The sequence below is a fragment of the Streptomyces sp. NPDC047049 genome, from assembly GCF_040643995.1.
GTDB classification, from domain to species: Bacteria; Actinomycetota; Actinomycetes; order Streptomycetales; family Streptomycetaceae; genus Streptomyces; species Streptomyces mooreae.
Genome location: NZ_JBEYVM010000016.1, coordinates 61656 through 77538, shown reverse-complemented (window position 1 = coordinate 77538; position 15883 = coordinate 61656). Strand labels below are relative to the sequence as shown.

16 protein-coding genes, 1 pseudogene and 1 riboswitch are annotated in these 15883 nt (G+C 72.8%); of the genes and pseudogenes, 12 read left to right on the top strand and 5 right to left on the bottom strand.

The window, feature by feature from the left end:
- Positions 1 to 620: 620 nt before the first annotated feature.
- Together ABZ851_RS27965 and ABZ851_RS27960 are read left to right on the top strand one after the other, a co-directional pair.
- Positions 621 to 1001, top strand: coding sequence for a metalloregulator ArsR/SmtB family transcription factor (locus tag ABZ851_RS27965; RefSeq protein WP_361132987.1), 381 nt, complete (start codon positions 621 to 623; stop codon positions 999 to 1001).
- Positions 1002 to 1104: 103 nt separating this feature from the next.
- Positions 1105 to 1500 (top strand): hypothetical protein, encoded by a 396-nt coding sequence (locus ABZ851_RS27960; protein ID WP_088801881.1) that lies wholly within the window; start codon positions 1105 to 1107, stop codon positions 1498 to 1500.
- Here the strand turns inward: ABZ851_RS27960 and ABZ851_RS27955 are convergent.
- Positions 1469 to 2206 (bottom strand): CDP-alcohol phosphatidyltransferase family protein, encoded by a 738-nt coding sequence (locus ABZ851_RS27955; RefSeq protein WP_361133231.1) that lies wholly within the window; start codon positions 2204 to 2206, stop codon positions 1469 to 1471. The two genes, ABZ851_RS27960 and ABZ851_RS27955, sit on opposite strands and share 32 nt — an antisense overlap.
- A 166-nt stretch (positions 2207 to 2372) precedes the next feature.
- Between ABZ851_RS27955 and ABZ851_RS27950 the strand changes: the two genes are divergently transcribed.
- The 5 genes from ABZ851_RS27950 (at position 2373) to ABZ851_RS27930 (ending at position 6829) form a co-directional block, all read left to right on the top strand.
- Positions 2373 to 3356 carry a zinc-binding alcohol dehydrogenase gene (locus tag ABZ851_RS27950; RefSeq protein ID WP_361132985.1) on the top strand — a complete coding sequence of 328 codons (984 nt, stop codon included), beginning with the start codon at positions 2373 to 2375 and terminating at the stop codon, positions 3354 to 3356.
- A gap of 77 nt (positions 3357 to 3433) precedes the next feature.
- Entirely contained in the window at positions 3434 to 3832 is a 399-nt protein-coding gene (locus tag ABZ851_RS27945) for a 6-carboxytetrahydropterin synthase (RefSeq protein WP_361132982.1), read from the top strand.
- A complete protein-coding gene (locus ABZ851_RS27940) occupies positions 3829 to 4950 on the top strand; it encodes a glycosyltransferase family 4 protein (protein WP_361132979.1) in 1122 nt (373 codons plus the stop codon). Before ABZ851_RS27945 ends, ABZ851_RS27940 begins: the two co-directional genes overlap by 4 nt.
- Positions 4947 to 5825, top strand: a complete 879-nt coding sequence (locus ABZ851_RS27935; protein ID WP_361132976.1) for a class I SAM-dependent methyltransferase — start codon at positions 4947 to 4949, stop codon at positions 5823 to 5825. The genes ABZ851_RS27940 and ABZ851_RS27935 overlap by 4 nt, the downstream gene beginning before the upstream one ends.
- A complete protein-coding gene (locus tag ABZ851_RS27930; protein ID WP_361132973.1) occupies positions 5822 to 6829 on the top strand; it encodes a lysylphosphatidylglycerol synthase domain-containing protein in 1008 nt (335 codons plus the stop codon). The genes ABZ851_RS27935 and ABZ851_RS27930 overlap by 4 nt, the downstream gene beginning before the upstream one ends.
- A 102-nt stretch (positions 6830 to 6931) precedes the next feature.
- Here the strand turns inward: ABZ851_RS27930 and ABZ851_RS27925 are convergent.
- Both ABZ851_RS27925 and ABZ851_RS27920 read right to left on the bottom strand, forming a co-directional pair.
- Positions 6932 to 7570, bottom strand: a pseudogene (locus ABZ851_RS27925) (RibD family protein); the annotation flags it as partial.
- Positions 7563 to 8318: a creatininase family protein gene (locus ABZ851_RS27920; RefSeq protein WP_361133228.1), complete on the bottom strand. Its 756-nt coding sequence runs from the start codon at positions 8316 to 8318 to the stop codon at positions 7563 to 7565. The pseudogene ABZ851_RS27925 and the gene ABZ851_RS27920, both read right to left, overlap by 8 nt.
- Positions 8319 to 8433: 115 nt before the next feature.
- Between ABZ851_RS27920 and ribA the strand changes: the two genes are divergently transcribed.
- On the top strand, positions 8434 to 9114 hold the full coding sequence (ribA, locus tag ABZ851_RS27915) for a GTP cyclohydrolase II (RefSeq protein WP_361133225.1): 681 nt from the start codon (positions 8434 to 8436) through the stop codon (positions 9112 to 9114).
- Between the two features lie 173 nt (positions 9115 to 9287).
- Here ribA and ABZ851_RS27910 read toward each other — a convergent pair whose 3' ends face one another.
- Together ABZ851_RS27910 and ABZ851_RS27905 are read right to left on the bottom strand one after the other, a co-directional pair.
- Positions 9288 to 10037 carry a CbtA family protein gene (locus tag ABZ851_RS27910; protein WP_361132969.1) on the bottom strand — a complete coding sequence of 250 codons (750 nt, stop codon included), beginning with the start codon at positions 10035 to 10037 and terminating at the stop codon, positions 9288 to 9290.
- Between the two features lie 15 nt (positions 10038 to 10052).
- A complete protein-coding gene (locus tag ABZ851_RS27905) occupies positions 10053 to 10271 on the bottom strand; it encodes a CbtB-domain containing protein (protein ID WP_088796318.1) in 219 nt (72 codons plus the stop codon).
- Positions 10272 to 10314: 43 nt separating this feature from the next.
- A riboswitch (cobalamin riboswitch) is annotated at positions 10315 to 10480 on the bottom strand.
- Between the two features lie 100 nt (positions 10481 to 10580).
- On the opposite strand from ABZ851_RS27905, the gene ABZ851_RS27900 reads away from it, so the two are divergent.
- From ABZ851_RS27900 to ABZ851_RS27885, 4 genes are all read left to right on the top strand, one after another.
- Entirely contained in the window at positions 10581 to 11153 is a 573-nt protein-coding gene (locus ABZ851_RS27900) for a histidine phosphatase family protein (RefSeq protein WP_361132966.1), read from the top strand.
- A 136-nt stretch (positions 11154 to 11289) separates the two neighbouring features.
- Positions 11290 to 11730: an SPW repeat protein gene (locus ABZ851_RS27895; protein ID WP_086719010.1), complete on the top strand. Its 441-nt coding sequence runs from the start codon at positions 11290 to 11292 to the stop codon at positions 11728 to 11730.
- 192 nt (positions 11731 to 11922) lie between these two features.
- The gene (locus tag ABZ851_RS27890) at positions 11923 to 13749 is read left to right on the top strand and encodes an alkyl sulfatase dimerization domain-containing protein (RefSeq protein WP_361132962.1); all 1827 of its coding nucleotides are present in this window, start codon (positions 11923 to 11925) and stop codon (positions 13747 to 13749) included.
- A gap of 94 nt (positions 13750 to 13843) precedes the next feature.
- Positions 13844 to 15874, top strand: coding sequence for an NB-ARC domain-containing protein (locus ABZ851_RS27885; RefSeq protein ID WP_361132959.1), 2031 nt, complete (start codon positions 13844 to 13846; stop codon positions 15872 to 15874).
- Positions 15875 to 15883 lie beyond the last annotated feature (9 nt).

Here is a 15883-nt window from a genome sequence, read left to right as displayed (position 1 = left end):
GATCACCCCAACGGCCCCGGGAGATGGCGCCGAACGGGGGGGGGCGGCGGCCGCTCGGAGCCTGCCGGGGAGCACCGCGTCCGGGGCCGTCCGGGGCATCCCGGGCCTTGGGGGCCGCCGGAGTCAGCCCGCCCGCTCCGCCGCGCTGCGCTCCACACGGAACGTACGGGGCGGCGTCCGGAGGGTCCGGCCTCACGGACGGCGGCTTCCCGGACGTGCCGGCGGCGAGGGGGCCTGCCCGAGTGTGCGGTAACTTGCCTTGTGGGCAGTCGAGTTCGGCCGGTCCGGAGACTGACACCACGGTCCGGGCGGACGGCGGAACCCGCGGCCCGGCGCCGACGGGGACGGAGGGTGCCGGGGTGGCGTCGGCCCGGTGGAGCGGGCGGCGCCGGGGCGTCCGCGCCGTGCGTGCCCCCGGTTTGTCCGGTACACCCATTCAAGTTGCCCGACCCCGTCGTCTACAGTTGCAGAATTCCGCAATTCAACAGATGACGCGACGGCCGGTCGGCCTGAACGCGGAGGATATGCGTGGGCGGTTTCGCCGAACCGGTAGGGATACGGCTACGGATACGGGTGCGCGCGGCGCGGTCCGGGCCCGGCCCCGGAAGCGGGGCGCGGGCATGAACGGTGCCTGGGTTCCGCGCTGTCAGGCCAAGGCCGACTTCTTCCGGATGCTCGGTCATCCGGTCCGTATCCGGGTGCTGGAACTGCTCCAGAACGGGCCGATGCCGGTGCGGGGGCTGCTCTCCGCGATCGAGGTGGAGCCGTCCGCGCTCTCCCAGCAACTCGCTGTGCTGCGCCGCTCGGGCATGGTGACGGCCACCCGCAGCGGCTCCACCGTCGTCTACGAGCTGGCCGGAGGCGATGTCGCGGAGCTGCTGTGCGCCGCCCGTCGGGTCCTCACCGAGGTGCTTGCCGGGCAGCACGCGCTCCTCACCGAGCTGCGGCAGGCCGAGGCCGGCGCCCTGCCGGCGCCCGGCGGGGTGGGGGCGGTCTCGTGATCCGCCTCTTCCGGCTCCTCCTGCCGCTTCGGACCCCGCGCCCCGAGGACGGTGGCCGCCCGGGCAAGGTCCGCCCCTTCACCAGCGGAAAAGGGTGAAGCGGATGTCCGGATCACCACGGCGTAAGGGACCGCCGCCCTGGCGGGCGGTCCGCTCCCGTACCTGCATACCCACGCCCCTCGGGCCGGGGACCGTACGGCCCTGCCGGGGACGTCCCCCCGGACGGGGGCCGCTGCGCACCGCTCGCGGACACGGCCGGGCGTGCCCGGAGAGCGTCGCCCGCCACCGCCCCCCGCCGCGCTGCGGCGTCCGCCGGGCCCGTGCCACCGCGGTGCGCCCCGGGACACAGCTGGCGCGGCTGCCCGGTGCGGTACTGCTCGCCCACCGGGCTCCACGGCGCAGCCCGTGGCGGCAGGTGCTGCTCTCCATCGTCGTGACCCATCTGCTGCTGGTCTTCCTGGCACTGGTCATCTATCTGGGCCGGCACGCCGGGACGTGACACGGAGGCCGGCGAGCACAGGGCCGCCGATGCCCACCGCGGACGCCTCGCCCGCTCCGGTCCGCCACAGCCACGCCACATCGCGTCCGAAGGACCACACGAGGAGCCCCAGCGCCACGGCCACCGCACAGGCCGCCGAGGTCCGCGGCAGGATCCCCGTACCGGCCACGACCAGTACGACACCCTGCAGCGCCGCCACGGTCTTGCGGGCCATGCTGTGCGGCAGGTCACCGCGCAGCCACGGCAGCACCCAGGACGCCGCGACGAAGGCGTACCGCATGAGGCCGATGGCCAGTACCCAGGCGCCCAGCGGGATCGCGACATGGACACAGAGCACCAGGATCAAGAACGCGTCGACCTCCATGTCGAAGCGCGCCCCCAGTGGCGTCGCCGTTCCGGTGCGCCGGGCCACCTGTCCGTCGACGGCGTCCAGGACCAGCGCCACGGCGGCGAACACGATCAGCACGGTAACCGGTGTGTGCCGGGCGAAGGAGTCCGCCACCAGCGCGGTCACCCCGCCGACGAGGATGGTGCGGGCCAGCGTGACGCGGTTGGCAGGACCGAACGACGTGGTCCATGTCCGGCGCAGGGCGACGGTGAGCACGCCCCAGGTGGCCACGGCGAAGAGGCACCCCGTGAACCACCCCACGGTGCCCAGACCGCCCACCCGGCACAGGACTTCCAGAACCAGCAGTTGAACACCCATACCGGCCGTAATGTCCGGCCCGAACGGCCTTGTGTCGTAGAGCTCTTGTACGGCCACCCTGCCTCCCGGGATGTGTAGCGGAGTCGAAGGGCGCCGCGTAGGGTGACGGCGTCCTCATGATCCCCAGCATCGATGAACCATCGCCGTAGCGTCCAGGAGGATCCCGATGCCGCGTGCCGCTTGTGCTTTTTGGCTAAGCGCTCCAGGTCAGGGCGAGATCCGGACGGAAGCCCTTCCGGAGCCCGCCGCCGGCGAGGTCCTGGTGCGCTCGGTCTGCTCCGGAGTGAGCCGTGGAACGGAGACCCTGGTCTTCCGTGGCGGCGTGCCCGAGAGTCAGCACGCCGTGATGCGTGCGCCCTTCCAGGAAGGCGACTTCCCGGCACCGGTCAAGTACGGCTACCTCAACGTAGGCGTCGTCGAGGAGGGCCCGCAGGACCTGCTGGGCCGTACGGTCTTCTGCCTGTATCCGCACCAGACGCACTTCGTCGTCCCGGCGAGCGCCGTCACCCCGGTACCGGACACCGTCCCCGCCGCACGGGCCGTGCTGGCGGGCACGGTGGAGACCGCGGTGAACGCCCTGTGGGACGCCGCGCCGCTGGTCGGCGACCGGATCGCGGTGGTCGGCGCGGGCATGGTCGGCTGCAGCGTCGCCGCGGTCCTGGCCCGTTTCCCCGGGGTCCGGGTGCAGTTGGTCGACGCCGACCCCGCGCGCGCCGCCACCGCCCGGGCACTGGGGGTGGACTTCGCGCCGCCCGCGGACGCCCGCGGCGACTGTGACCTGGTCGTACACGCCAGCGCCACCGAACAGGGGCTGGCCCGCTCGCTCGAACTGCTCGCGCCGGAAGGCACCGTGATCGAGCTGAGCTGGTACGGAGACCGGCAGGTCAGCCTGCCGCTGGGGGAGGCCTTCCACTCCCGTCGGCTGGTCGTCCGCAGCAGCCAGGTGGGCACGGTCTCCCCGGCCCGGCCCCGCCGTACCTTCGCCGACCGCCTCGCGGTCGCCCTCGACCTGCTCGCCGACCCCGCCTTCGATGCGCTGATCACCGGTGAGTCGGCCTTCGAGGATCTGCCGCGGGTGCTGCCCGAGCTCTCCTCCGGCGACCTCCCGGCGCTCTGCCACCGCATCCGGTACGGGCCGGCGGACGGCTGACAACCGCCGGGAAACCGCCCGCAATCCGCTTCCCGACGACACCTCACTGAGACCGACATCACACCGGAGGAACGGCCTTGTTCAGCATCACCGTCCGCGATCACCTCATGGTCGCCCACAGCTTCCGTGGCGCGGTCTTCGGCCCCGCGCAGCGTCTGCACGGCGCGACCTTCATCGTGGACGCCACCTTCCGCCGCGCGGAGCTCGACGCCGACAACATCGTGGTCGACATCGGCCTGGCCACCCAGGAACTCGGCGCCGTGATCGGTGAGCTGAACTACCGCAACCTTGACGACGAGCCCGACTTCGCCGGCATCAACACCTCGACCGAGGCCCTGGCCAAGGTCATCGCCGACCGGCTCGCCGGCCGCATCGAGGCGGGCAACTTCGGTACGGGCGCCCGCGAACTGGCGGGGATATCGGTCACCCTGCACGAGTCGCACATCGCCTGGGCGACGTACGAGCGCACCCTGTGACCCCGACCGGCGCCACCGCAGCGGCGGAGCGTGTGGTGCATGCCGTCCTCCCCGGTGACGTCGACGATCCGGCGGTGCCCAGCGGCGGCAACACGTACGACCGCCGGGTGTGCCGCGACCTCCCGGCGGCGGGCTGGCAGGTCCGCCCGTACGCGGCGCCCGGCAGCTGGCCGCGGCCGGACGCCGCCGCCCGCGCGGGGCTCGTGCGGCACCTGGCGGCGCTGCCGGACGGTGCGGTGGTCCTCCTCGACGGCCTGGTCGCCTGTGGCGTCCCCGACATCCTGGAACCCGAGGCAGGACGGCTGCGGCTCGCCGTACTGGTCCATCTGCCGCTGGCCGACGAGACCGGACTCGACCCCGCCGTGGCGGCGGAGCTGGACGCCCTCGAACGCCGCACCCTGCACGCCGTGGGGGCCGTCGTGGCCACCAGCGAGTGGGCGGCCCGCAAGCTCGTCGCCCACCACGGGCTGTTGCCGGCCCGGGTCCGGGTCGCCAGGCCCGGAGCGGATGCCGCGCCCCTCGCGCCGGGCACCGACGACGGCACCGGGCTGCTGTGCGTCGCCGCGGTCACCCCGCGCAAGGGGCAGCACCTGCTGGTGGAGGCCCTTGCCACCGTCACCGGACTGCCCTGGCGCTGCGCCTGCGTCGGAGGACTCGACCGGGACCCCGCTTACGTCGCCCAACTGCGGCGCCGGATCACGGAGTCCGGCCTCGACGACCGGATCGCCCTCACCGGACCGCGGGCGGGCGCCGACCTGGAAGCCCGCTACGCCGCGGCCGACCTGCTGGTCCTCACCTCGTACGCGGAGACCTACGGCATGGTCGTCACCGAGGCGCTGGCCCGGGGGATTCCGGTGCTGGCGACGGAGGTTGACGGCGTACCGGAAGCGGTCGGGCGGGCGCCCGACGGCAGTGTGCCCGGTCTGCTCGTACCGGCCGGCCGGCCCGCGGCCGTCGCCGGGGCGCTGCGTGACTGGCTGGGCGATCCGCGCCTGCGGGATCGGCTGAAGACCGCGGCACGCGGACGTCGTGCCATGCTGGAGGGGTGGGAGATGACGTCGCACAGTCTGGCCGGAGCGCTGGAAATGCTTCGGGACGAGATCCGGAGCATACGGTGAACGCGCTCGAGAGGCCCCGATTCGCCCCGCGGTGGCTGGAGTTGCGCGAGCGCGCCGATGCCGCCGCCCGCGCACCCGAGCTGCTGCAGCCACTGCTGCAGTGGATGTCCGGGCGGCCCGCGGCCGCCGGCTCCGGGCGCACCGGCCCTCTGGTGATCCGCGATCTCGGCTGCGGCACCGGCTCGATGGGACGATGGCTCGCCGTCCGGCTGCCCGGCCCCCAGCACTGGATCCTGCACGATCTCGACCCGCTGCTGCTCACGCACGCCGGTGCGCGGTTGCCCGTCACCGCTGCCGACGGCACGCCCGTTGACACCACGACCCGGCGCGGCGACCTGGCCGACCTCACCGCCGACGATCTCGCCGGCACCTCGCTGGTGACCGCCTCCGCGCTGCTCGACCTGCTCACCCGCGAGGAGGTGGAGGCGCTTGCCGGGGCCTGTGTGGACGCGGGCTCCCCGGTGCTGCTGGCGCTCTCCGTCGCCGGACGGGTCGAGCTGACCCCCTCCGATCCGTTCGACGCCGAGATCGCCGAGGCCTTCAACGACCATCAGCGGCGCACGGACCAGGGCCGCGCCCTGCTCGGGCCGGACGCGATCGCGGCGGCGGTCACGGCGTTCGAGCGACGTGGCGCGACCGTGCTGGTGCGGCCCAGCCCCTGGCGGCTGGGCTGCGCGGAATCCGCGCTGACCGCGGAGTGGCTGCGCGGCTGGGTCGGCGCGGCGCACGCCCAGCGGCCGGAGCTGGCTCCTGAGGCGGTGGCCTATCTGCGCCGGCGTCTGGAGGAGTGCGCGGCGGGGGACCTGTCCGTCGTGGTCCACCACACGGATCTGCTGGCGCTGCCCGGGCCCGCTGCTGCCGGGAGCGCGGGGTGAACCGCTCCCGCTGGGCGGCATGGCTCAGGCTGCTCGCGGGGCTGGGCATCCTGGTGGCGCTGGTGTGGCATCTGGGCTCCGACGCCTTCCTGGACGGACTGCGCAGGATCGATGCCGCCACGCTGCTGGCCGCCCTTGCCATCGGCCTGCTCACCACGGTGTTCAGCGCCTGGCGGTGGTGCCTGGTGGCCCGCGGTCTCGGCCTGCGGCTGCCGCTCGGCGGCGCCGTCGCGGACTACTACCGGGCGCTGTTCCTGAACGCGGCGCTGCCCGGCGGCGTCCTGGGCGATGTGCACCGCGCCGTACGCCACGGCCGGCACTCCGGTGATCTCGGCCGGGGCGTGCGGGCGGTGGTCCTGGAGCGCACCGCAGGCCAGGTCGTGCTGCTGGTCGCCGGGGCGGTGGTGCTGCTCGCCCGGCCCTCGCCCGTGCTGGCGCCGGTCACCCGCTTCCTCACCTCACCCGCCGTCGCGCTGACCGCGGCAGCGGGGGGCGTGCTGCTGGTGGCGGCCGCCGCTCTGCTGCGCCGGCGGCGGGGCGCCTCGCGGGCCGAACGCGCCCTGCGCACCGTGCTGACCGAAGCGCGTCAGGGCCTGCTCGCCCGCGGTGTCTGGCCCGGCGTCCTGCTCTCCTCCGCGGCGGTCCTGGCGGGCTACCTCGGGATGTTCGTGCTGGCCGCCCGGGTCGCGGGAGCCGACGCACCGACCGCCGAACTGGTGCCGCTCGTGGTGCTGGCGCTGCTCGCGATGGCGCTGCCGCTGAACGTCGGCGGCTGGGGCCCGCGGGAGGGCGCCGCCGCCTGGGCGTTCGGCGCCGCCGGACTAGGCGCGGCGCAGGGGCTCACCACCGCTGTGATCTACGGTGTGCTCGCCTTCGTGGCGAGCCTCCCGGGCGCCGGGGTGCTGCTGGTCCGCCGGTCCGCCGTCCGGCGCACCGAACGCCCGCAGTTCGAGTTCGAAGAGCGTGTCCTCGCCGAGCAGGGCGCGTCGCAGCGGCGGGCGTAGCGCCTCCCGCATCACCGGGTTACCGGGAAACCGCAGACCGGGCACGCCGTCGCCGAGCAGAACCGGCGCGACGGTGACATACAGCCGGTGCAGCGCCCGCTCCTGCAGGAAACGCGACACGGTGACACCGCCCCCCTCGATCAGTACCCGGCCCAGACCACGCCGCGCCAGCGCCGACAGCACGCGCCGCGGGGCGAAGGCGTCCGTGTCCGGCAGGACCAGCACCTCGACACCGGTGCCGCGGGGCACGGCGGTGACCTCAGGACCCACCACCCACAGCGTCGGCGCGGCGCCGTCCGTGAACAGCCCGCTGTGCAGCGGCACCCGTCCCCGCGGATCGAGTACGACCCGCACCGGATTGTCCCCGGTACAGGCACGCACGGTCAGCCGCGGATCGTCCGCCTCCGCGGTGCCGGCCCCGACCACCACCGCATCGGCCAGCGCGCGCAGCCGGTGCAGATGACAGCGGTCCTCCGGGCCGGTGACATAGTCGGCGTCGCCGGTACGGGTGGCGATGAAGCCGTCCAGGCTCTGCCCGAGCTGCGCGAAAGCGACCCGGGGTCCGGCCAGGCACAACGGCAGGTAGCGCGTGGCGAGTTCCACCGCTTCGGGCGTGGCGGGCCGGTCCCAGCGCGGCCCGCCGTCCCCGTCGGCCACCCATCCGGCGGCCCGCGCCGCTTTTGCGGTACGGACCGCCCGCAGCCGCTCCCAGGCGGCCGCCGTGTCGAGTACCTCAGTCATGGTCTTCCGTTCCTGCGCCGAACAGCGCGGCATATTCGTCGAATGCCTCGACCAGGCCGGCCAGCAATTCCCGTCCCTTGTGGGCGGAGGCCAGCGACGGGCGCCCGATGACCCCGGATTCGGTATACGCCGGCATGCCGAGCGTGAGCAGGTGCTTCCGGTCATCGGCGACGCAATCCGCCGATTCGTAGCCTTCCTTGACCAATTCGGGATGGGCGTACAGCAGAATGGACGTCTCGGCCTCTCCGGCATGCATATCGGTGTGCCCGGAGGTCTGCACCCCGGCCCGGGTGCGCGCGGCGTCCCAGTCGGCCGATCCGGGGAAGAGCGCCATCCGCATGCCGCGCCCCGCGGATTCCTGAACGACATTGCGCAGCACGTAATTTCCACCGTGTCCGTTCACGAGAATCAACGTGCCGATACCGGACTTGCGGAGCGAATCAGCGATGTCCGTGACGACCGCATGCAGGGTGCGCGCCGAAATGCTCACCGTCCCCGGCCAGGCGGCGTGTTCGTGGGAACAGGACACCGTCAGCGGCGGCAGCAGCTGCACGGGACGGCCGGCGGCCACCTCCCGGGCGATGGTGCAGGCGATGACGGTATCGGTGGTCAACGGCAGGAAGTCACCGTGTTGTTCGAAGCTGCCGATGGGCAGCACGGCCATCGTCGGCCGCCGTGTCCGTACGTCCTGTGTGGTGTCCGCCGGCAACAGGCCGGGCGCCGGAGTCGGGTGTCCCGAAGCGGTCATCGTGTGCTGCGGCCTTTCGTCGCTGACCCACCGAGTCATGGTTCTCGCAGCATACTTGTTGTGTTCTGAGTGACTACCGTCGATCCATTCCCGCCGCGGGTACGATCGCGCCATGATGGACGCCGACAACGATGCCCGCCCCGACCTCCGTGTCGCAATCGATGATGCCCTCGGCCGCAAACCCGATGTGGAACAGGTGGTGACGGCCAGGCTGCCCACCACATATGGTGAATTCCTCGCCGTCGGCTATCTGGACCGCCGTACCGGGATCGAGCAAGTAGCTCTGGTCCACGGTGAGGTCGGGGGAGAGACGGTGCTGACCCGGGTGCATTCGGAATGCCTCACCGGTGATGTCTTCTCCTCCAGCCACTGTGAATGCGGCGATCAATTGGACGCCGCGCTACGGGCGATCGTGGCGGAAGGGCGCGGCATTCTGGTCTATCTCCAGGGCCACGAGGGCCGGGGGATCGGCCTGTTGGCCAAGCTCCGGGCGATGAAGCTGCAGGAGGGCGGGCTGGACACGGTCGAGGCGAACATCGCGCTCGGGCTGCCGGTCGACGCCCGTGACTACGCCGTCGCCGCGGAGATGCTGCTGGACCTCGGCGTCCGGTCGGTGCGGCTGCTGTCGAACAATCCGCGCAAGCGCGAGGCGCTGCTGCGGCACGGCATCGCCGTCGCCGAACAGGTCCCGCTGCTGATGACGCCCCGTGCGGAGAACATCCGCTACCTCCGCGCCAAACGGGAGCGCCTGGACCACGATCTGCCGCATCTGGACGGCATCCCCGGCCTGTCCTGAAGGTCCTCACGAGGCGCGGCGCCCCGTGCGTGCGGCCGCTTGAGGACACGCCCCGCACCACGGGAAACGCACCACAGGGAACCGCGCCACGGGAACCCGCACCACGGGAACCCCCACCACGGGAAAGGGCCCGCGACATCCGGCGTCGCGGGCCCTTCCTCGGTCACGCGGGATCAGGAGACGGCGGGTGCCGCCTCGGCCGCGGTGGCCCGGGACCGGGTCGGCACGACCCGCTCCGCGAGGTGGCCGAAGACCAGCCCGAAGGCGCTCCACAGCACCAGTTGAATGGTGATCGCCGACAGCCGGAACTGCCAGAGCAGCGTGGCCGAGAAGTCGTGCGGCACCTCGTTGACGGCCGGCAGGAACGCATAGGCGAGGCCGATGGCGACGACGAACGCGGCGCCGGCCGCGACCGCCGCGTACCAGTTGCCCAGCTGCGGAGCCAGCCGCCGGCCGAGGATCGTGGCGGCGACGGCCAGCAGGATGCCGAGCAGCATCATCAGGAAGTACAGGGCGGTGCGTTTGCCGATCGTGTCGGGGTCACCGACGGACGGCGGATTCGCCGGGTACTTCAGGAACGGGACGAGGTAGACGGCCAGCAGCGCCGCGCCGGAGAGCAGCGCGGCCGTGGCGCGGGCACCGAACCTGCCGATCCGCCCGAGGGCGAAGCAGAAGGCGAGTGCGGCGATGCCGCCCAGTGCCACGCCGTAGACCAGCACGCCGGTGGCCAGGCCCGCCGTGGACTGCACACCGCGGCTGACGACCTCCATCTCGTGTTCGTGGCTGTGTGCTTCCTCGAACGCGATGGCGGCGTCCACCTGCGGTTCGCCCAGCAGATAGGCGACGACGAGGGCCAGGACACCGGCGGCCAGACCGGCGAGCATCCCGCGCACCAGGAGGTTTCTGATGGTGACGGAGTTCATGGATGCGCCGTCCGATCAGTGGCAGGGGAAGCCGAGCAGGTGGCGCCCGTCGTGGACCCACTCGTGGACCTCCGTGCCGGAGAGCAGCGAGGTGGCGCCCTGCTCCGCGCCGATGAAGTACAGCAGAACGAGCATCAGGACGCCGAAGAACAGCGCCCAGGGGGCAATGGCTTTGAGGGGGAGCGGGGCCGGGGTGACGGCGCCGGTGGCCGGCGGTGCGATGGTCTGGGCCATGGCGGAACCTCCTGTGCGGGGAACTCGCGTCCCTGTTCGTGGAAGTGCGTAACGACATGCCGGGTCTGGCTCGCCCGGTTCCGGCCCTGTTGGGCTGGAAAAAACCGGACATACAGTGGCGCGACCGCGCCGGGATCCCACCGGCTTCCGTCATGTCGTCGTCAATATCATCGGGAACGTACCGCGAACCCGACCCCGGGCCAAGGCCGCGGAGGGGGCGGAGTGGTGCGGGGCGCGGCGCGTGGGCCGGGCAACTCCCTTGTGCGGGTACGGCGTTGCCGGTGCCGGTGAACAGCGAAAGAAGAGGTCATGACAACTCGGGTGATGTTGGTCTCACCGGCCGCGGGCGACGCCCAGCGCGAGGTGCGGTTCGACGACGACGGCCCGCTGAGCGAGGCCGGGCTGCGCCGCGTCCGGGAGGCGGCCGGAACGCTCGCCGCCGCCGGCCGGACCGTTGTCTCGCCCTCCGCCCGGTGCCGGAGCACGGCCGCGGAACTCGGTCTTCCGGTCCGTCCCGCGCCGGAGCTGGCGGGCTGTGCGATGGGTACCTGGCGCGGCCGCACCCTGGCGGAGGTCGCCGACGCCGAACCGCTCGCGGTGTCCGCCTGGCTGTCGGACCCGGACTTCGCGGGGCACGGCGGGGAGTCGCTGCGGCAGCTCTGCGACCGGGTCGGGGCCTGGCTGACGCGGATGGCGCCGGCCGCGGGCCGGGTGCTGGCCGTGGTCGAGCCGGATGTCGTCCGCGCGGCGGCGGTCTGCGCGCTCGGGGTTCCCGTGGAGGCGTTCTGGCGGCTGGATGTGCCGCCGCTGACCGTGACCGAGCTGAGCGGCCGCGGCGGGCGCTGGAATCTGGGTCTGGGGCGGGCGCCGGACCGCAGGTGACGGCGGTACGGCCGTTGTCCGGCAAAATTCGCTTGCCACTTCATCTACACATAAAGGCGACATAAGCGCAGAATAAAAAGTGCGAGGCCCGATGCCACGCGGAACGGCCAGACCGCGAGTGAAGGAGGCGAGTCGCATGGCCGACGTCTCACACCACAGGGGAGATCTCGCAGGTCACCCCGATGCTTCTGAGATGCAGGCTCGGTACGAGCGGGTGCTCGGCGGGCGTGACGTGGTACTCGTCGACGGGCCGGTGTTGCTGGTCGGTCTGTACTGCGCCGTCTCGCCCTGGATCCTCCACTTCACCGCCGCACAGCCGGCGCTCGTGACGCACAACCTCATCCTCGGTATCGCGATCGCCCTCCTGGCGGTCGGCTTCACGGTCACCCCGGAGCGGATGTACGGCCTGAGCGGCGCGATGTGCGCGATCGGTGTATGGATGATCATCTCGCCCTGGATCGTGGGCAGCAGCCCGGACGCCGGTGTCATCTGGAACAACGTCGTCATCGGTGCCCTGACGTTCCTGCTGGGTGCCATGTGTGTCGCCGCAGCGTCGAAGAGCCGTCGCGGCACGTGACGCGCCCTCCCCGAGGGCAGGCGACAGCCGCCGACCGCAGGCCCTTCACAGGGGCGAGCCGGTCGGCGGCCGACCGCTGCGCACCCCGCCGGGAAGCGATCTCTGCACACATGCGATAACCCGGCAAATTCGGTTAAATCGGTTGCATGGGTCCGCCGAATATGGCCCGCCGCCCCGGAGAGGGAGCGTTCCGTGACCGCTGCACCCGTGGATGACCACCAGGACTTCGCAGACGCCGACCGTGGCTTCATCGCCGCGCTCGACCCGCCCCAGGTCACCGCGGACGACGGCACGGTGATCTGGGACGCCGAGGCCTACGGGTTCCTGGCCGGGAACTGCCCCGAGACCGCGCACGAGAGCCTGTGGCGGCAGGGCCGGCTGGTGTGCCGGCAGGGCCTCTACGAGGTCACCGAGGGCATCTACCAGGCCCGCGGCCTGGACCTGTCCAACATGACGCTGGTCGAGGGCGACCACGGTGTCGTCGTCATCGATCCGCTGGTCTCCGCCGAGACCGCTGCCGCGGCCCTGGAGCTCTACCGCAAATACCGCGGCGACCGGCCGGTCACCGGCCTGATCTACACCCACTCACACGGCGAGCACTTCGGCGGCGGGCGGGGCGTCCTGCCGCACGACCACCACCCCGTCCCCGTCCTCGCACCGGCCGGCTTCCTCCGGCACGCGGTCCGCGAGGACGCCTACGCGGCGACCGCCCTGACCCGCCGTTCCGTCTACATGTACGGAACACGGCTGCCCAAGGGCCCCGACGGCCAGATCGGCTGCGGTCTGGGCACCACCCGCTCCACCGGCACCATGACGTTCATCCCGCCGACCGTGGACATCACCCGCACCGGCCAGGAGGAGATCGTCGACGGCGTACGCACCGTCTTCCAGCTCACTCCCGGCACCGAAGCACCCGCCGAGATGAACTTCTGCCTCCCGGCGCACGAGGCGCTGTGCCTGGCCGAGAACGCCACCCACACCCTGCACACCGTCCTGCCGCTGCGGGGCGGCGCCGTCCGTGACGCCCGGGCCTGGTCCCGCTACCTGGGCGAGGCGCTGGCCCTCTTCGGCGACGAGGCGGAGGTCGCCTTCGCCTCCCACCACTGGCCCACCTGGGGCAAGGAGCGCGTCAAGACCCTGCTGGCCCACCAGCGTGACCTGTACGCCTATCTGCACGACCAGACGGTGCGGCTGCTCAACGAAGGGCTCACCGGCGCCGAGATCGCCGAGGAGCTACGGCTGCCGCCGGCCCTGGAGGAGGACTGGTCCCTGCATGGCTACTACGGCGCGATCGGCCACAACGTCAAGGCGATCTACCAGCGCTACCTGGGCTGGTTCGACGGCAACCCCGCCCACCTGTGGGAACACCCGCCGGCCGAGCAGTCCAGACGCTATGTCGAGACCATGGGCGGCGTCGAGGCCACGGTGGACGCGGGCAAACGGTACGCCGCCGACGGCGATCTGCGGTTCGCGGCCACCCTGCTCAACCACGCGGTCTTCGCGGCCCCCCACAACCTCCGCGCCCGGCGCGAACTGGCCCTGGTGTACGAACGGCTGGGCCACGGCTGCGAGAACGGCACCTGGCGGAACTCCTACCTCACCGGTGCCATGGAACTGCGCGGCACCCTGGCCGAGGCCCGCCCGGACACCACCGACCCCGAGACCGCCCTGGCCCTGACCGTCGACCAGCTCCTCGACACGCTCGCCATCCGCATCGACGGCCCCCAGGCGTGGTCCACCGCGCTCACCCTCGACCTCTACCTCCCCGAAGAGGACCGGACCTGGCAGCTGACCCTCTCCCACGGAGCCCTCACCCACCTCAGCTCACCCGGCGCCCCCACACCGTCCGGCGGACGCACCCCGGACCTCACGCTCACCCTCACCAAGCCCCAGCTGCTCGACCTGCTCGCCGGCCGCGGTCCCGGCGACGCCGTACCCCACGGCGAGACCGGGGCGCTGGACCGGCTGCTGAGCCTGGTCCGTACGCCGGACCCCACCTTCCCGGTCGTCACGCCCTGACGAGGGCCGCCGTCCGGCCGGCGGCCGTCAACCTCGTGCCCCCGACCGCCGCACCGGACTCCGGCCGGCGCCGCGACTGGGGCAAACTGGCCCGGTGGCGAGCAACATTCCCGAGGAGCCGACCAGTTTCATCGGCCGGCGAGCCGAACTGCGCCGGATCGACGACGAGTTGACGGAGCACCGGCTGATCACTCTGACCGGCCCCGGCGGTGTGGGCAAGACCCGGATCGCGATGCGGGCCGCGCGCGCGGCGGCGGCGCGGTATCCCGACGGGGTCTGCTGGGCGGATCTGTGGCCCCTGCACGGCGCGGGGCGGCTGGTGGCCAGCGTCTGCGATGCCGTCGGGCTGGCCGACCACACGGCGCGGACGCCGGTGGCGGTGCTGTGCGAAGGGCTCGCCCGCAAACGGCTGCTGCTGGTGCTGGACTCCTGCGAACACCTCGTCGACGCCTGCCGCGACCTGCTCGCCGACCTGCTGACCGCCGCCCCCGGCGTGACCGTGCTGGCCACCAGCCGGCAGCCGCTGGGCCTCGTCGGCGAAGGAACCACCGAGATCGGCCCGCTGCCCTGCACGGGCGACAACGACGCACTGGCCCTGTTCACCGCACGCGCCACCGCCGCTGCCCCCGGACTGCGGCTGACCGCACCCCCGCACGCGACGGCCGCCGCCGTCATCTGCCGCCGCCTCGAAGGCATCCCGCTGGCCCTGGAGCTGGCCGGCGCCCAGCTGGCGAACAGCTCCGTCGAGCAGATCGCCGAGCGGCTCACCTCGCGCCTCGACACCCTCGACGGCGACGGTCCGGTGCGGCTGCCACGGCACCGGACGCTGCGCTGCGCCATCGGCTGGAGCCATGAACTGTGCGCACCGTTGGAACGGCTGCTGTGGGCCCGGCTGTCCGTCTTCCGTGGCACCTTCGACGAGGAGTCCGCGAGCGCCGTGTGCGCCGGCGGACCGCTCGCCGCCGCACAGGTGCGCAGCACACTGGAGACACTTGCCGCCAAGTCGGTGCTCACCCGCGAGGGTCCGCGCTACCGCATGCTCGACACGCTGCGCGAGTACGGCCGGATGTGGCTGGCCGAACTGGACGAGACGACGGCGCTGGCGGACCGGCACGCCGCGCACTTCGCCTCCTTCGGCCGCCGCGCCGAACGCGGCTGGCTGGGCCCCGAACAGGTCGGCTGGTACGGCAGGGTCGCCGAGGCCCATGTCGACCTGTGCACCGCACTGGACCACCTGCTGGCCACCGACCCGGAACGGGCCCAGGACCTCAGCGCGTCGATCGGCTTCTTCTGGAGCTGCTGCGGCCACCTCCACGAGGCCCGGGACTACGTGGCCCGCGCCCTGGCCGCCCACCAGGGGCCGGGCCCGGCACGCACCCGGGCGCTGTGGGCGCTCGGCGTGGCCGTACTGCTGCAGGGCGATCTGACGCTCGCCGACGACCTGGGCCTGCAGTGCGCACGCGCGGCACGGGCGGGTGACGATACGGAGGCGCAGCTCCAGGCGGGCTACCTCGCCGGTCTCACCCATCTGATGGCGGGCCGCCCGATGTCCGCGCACTCCGTCGCGGAACAGGCGCTCGGCCCCGCGCGGTGCACCCCCTTCGGCTCTCCCGGACGGCTGCGCTGCCACCTCGTACAGCTCTTCGCGCTGACCGGCCTGGGCAGGCTCACCGAGGCCCGGGCCGCGGCGGGCGCACTGCGCCGCGGGTGCGTGCAGCGCGGCGAATACTGGACCCGTTCCTATATCGACTACCAGCTCTCGCTGATCTCGCTGTTCCAGGGCCGGCCGGAGGAATCGGCGGAGCACGCCCGGTCGATGCTCGCGGCCAAAGCGGGCATCGGCGACAAGTTCGGTATCGCGCTCGGCCTGGACCTGCTCGCGGCCGCGGTGGCGGCCCAGGGCCACGGTGCGGCCGCCGCCCGGGTCTACGGCAGCGGCCAGGCCCTCTGGCGGACCGTCGGGCATCCGCAGCGCGGCACCCCCGAGCTGCGCGCGGTACGCGAGGAGTGCGAGCGGCGGGCCCGCGCGGCGATCGGCGACCAGGCGTACGCGGACCTCTTCCACCGGGCCAGCGAGGAGCGGCCCCAGGCCGCGCTCGCCCGGATCCTGGCGGGCGAGCTGTGACCGGCGGGC

Coding starts and splice junctions, on each gene's coding strand:
- ABZ851_RS27900 (WP_361132966.1), top strand. CDS start 10,581: ATGACAACTCGGGTGATGTTGGTCTCACCGGCCGCGGGCGACGCCCAG.
- ABZ851_RS27905 (WP_088796318.1), bottom strand. CDS start 10,271: ATGGCCCAGACCATCGCACCGCCGGCCACCGGCGCCGTCACCCCGGCC.
- ABZ851_RS27955 (WP_361133231.1), bottom strand. CDS start 2,206: ATGGGTGTTCAACTGCTGGTTCTGGAAGTCCTGTGCCGGGTGGGCGGT.
- ABZ851_RS27965 (WP_361132987.1), top strand. CDS start 621: ATGAACGGTGCCTGGGTTCCGCGCTGTCAGGCCAAGGCCGACTTCTTC.
- ABZ851_RS27920 (WP_361133228.1), bottom strand. CDS start 8,318: ATGACCGCTTCGGGACACCCGACTCCGGCGCCCGGCCTGTTGCCGGCG.
- ABZ851_RS27950 (WP_361132985.1), top strand. CDS start 2,373: ATGCCGCGTGCCGCTTGTGCTTTTTGGCTAAGCGCTCCAGGTCAGGGC.
- ABZ851_RS27960 (WP_088801881.1), top strand. CDS start 1,105: ATGTCCGGATCACCACGGCGTAAGGGACCGCCGCCCTGGCGGGCGGTC.
- ABZ851_RS27910 (WP_361132969.1), bottom strand. CDS start 10,037: ATGAACTCCGTCACCATCAGAAACCTCCTGGTGCGCGGGATGCTCGCC.
- ribA (WP_361133225.1), top strand. CDS start 8,434: ATGGACGCCGACAACGATGCCCGCCCCGACCTCCGTGTCGCAATCGAT.
- ABZ851_RS27895 (WP_086719010.1), top strand. CDS start 11,290: ATGGCCGACGTCTCACACCACAGGGGAGATCTCGCAGGTCACCCCGAT.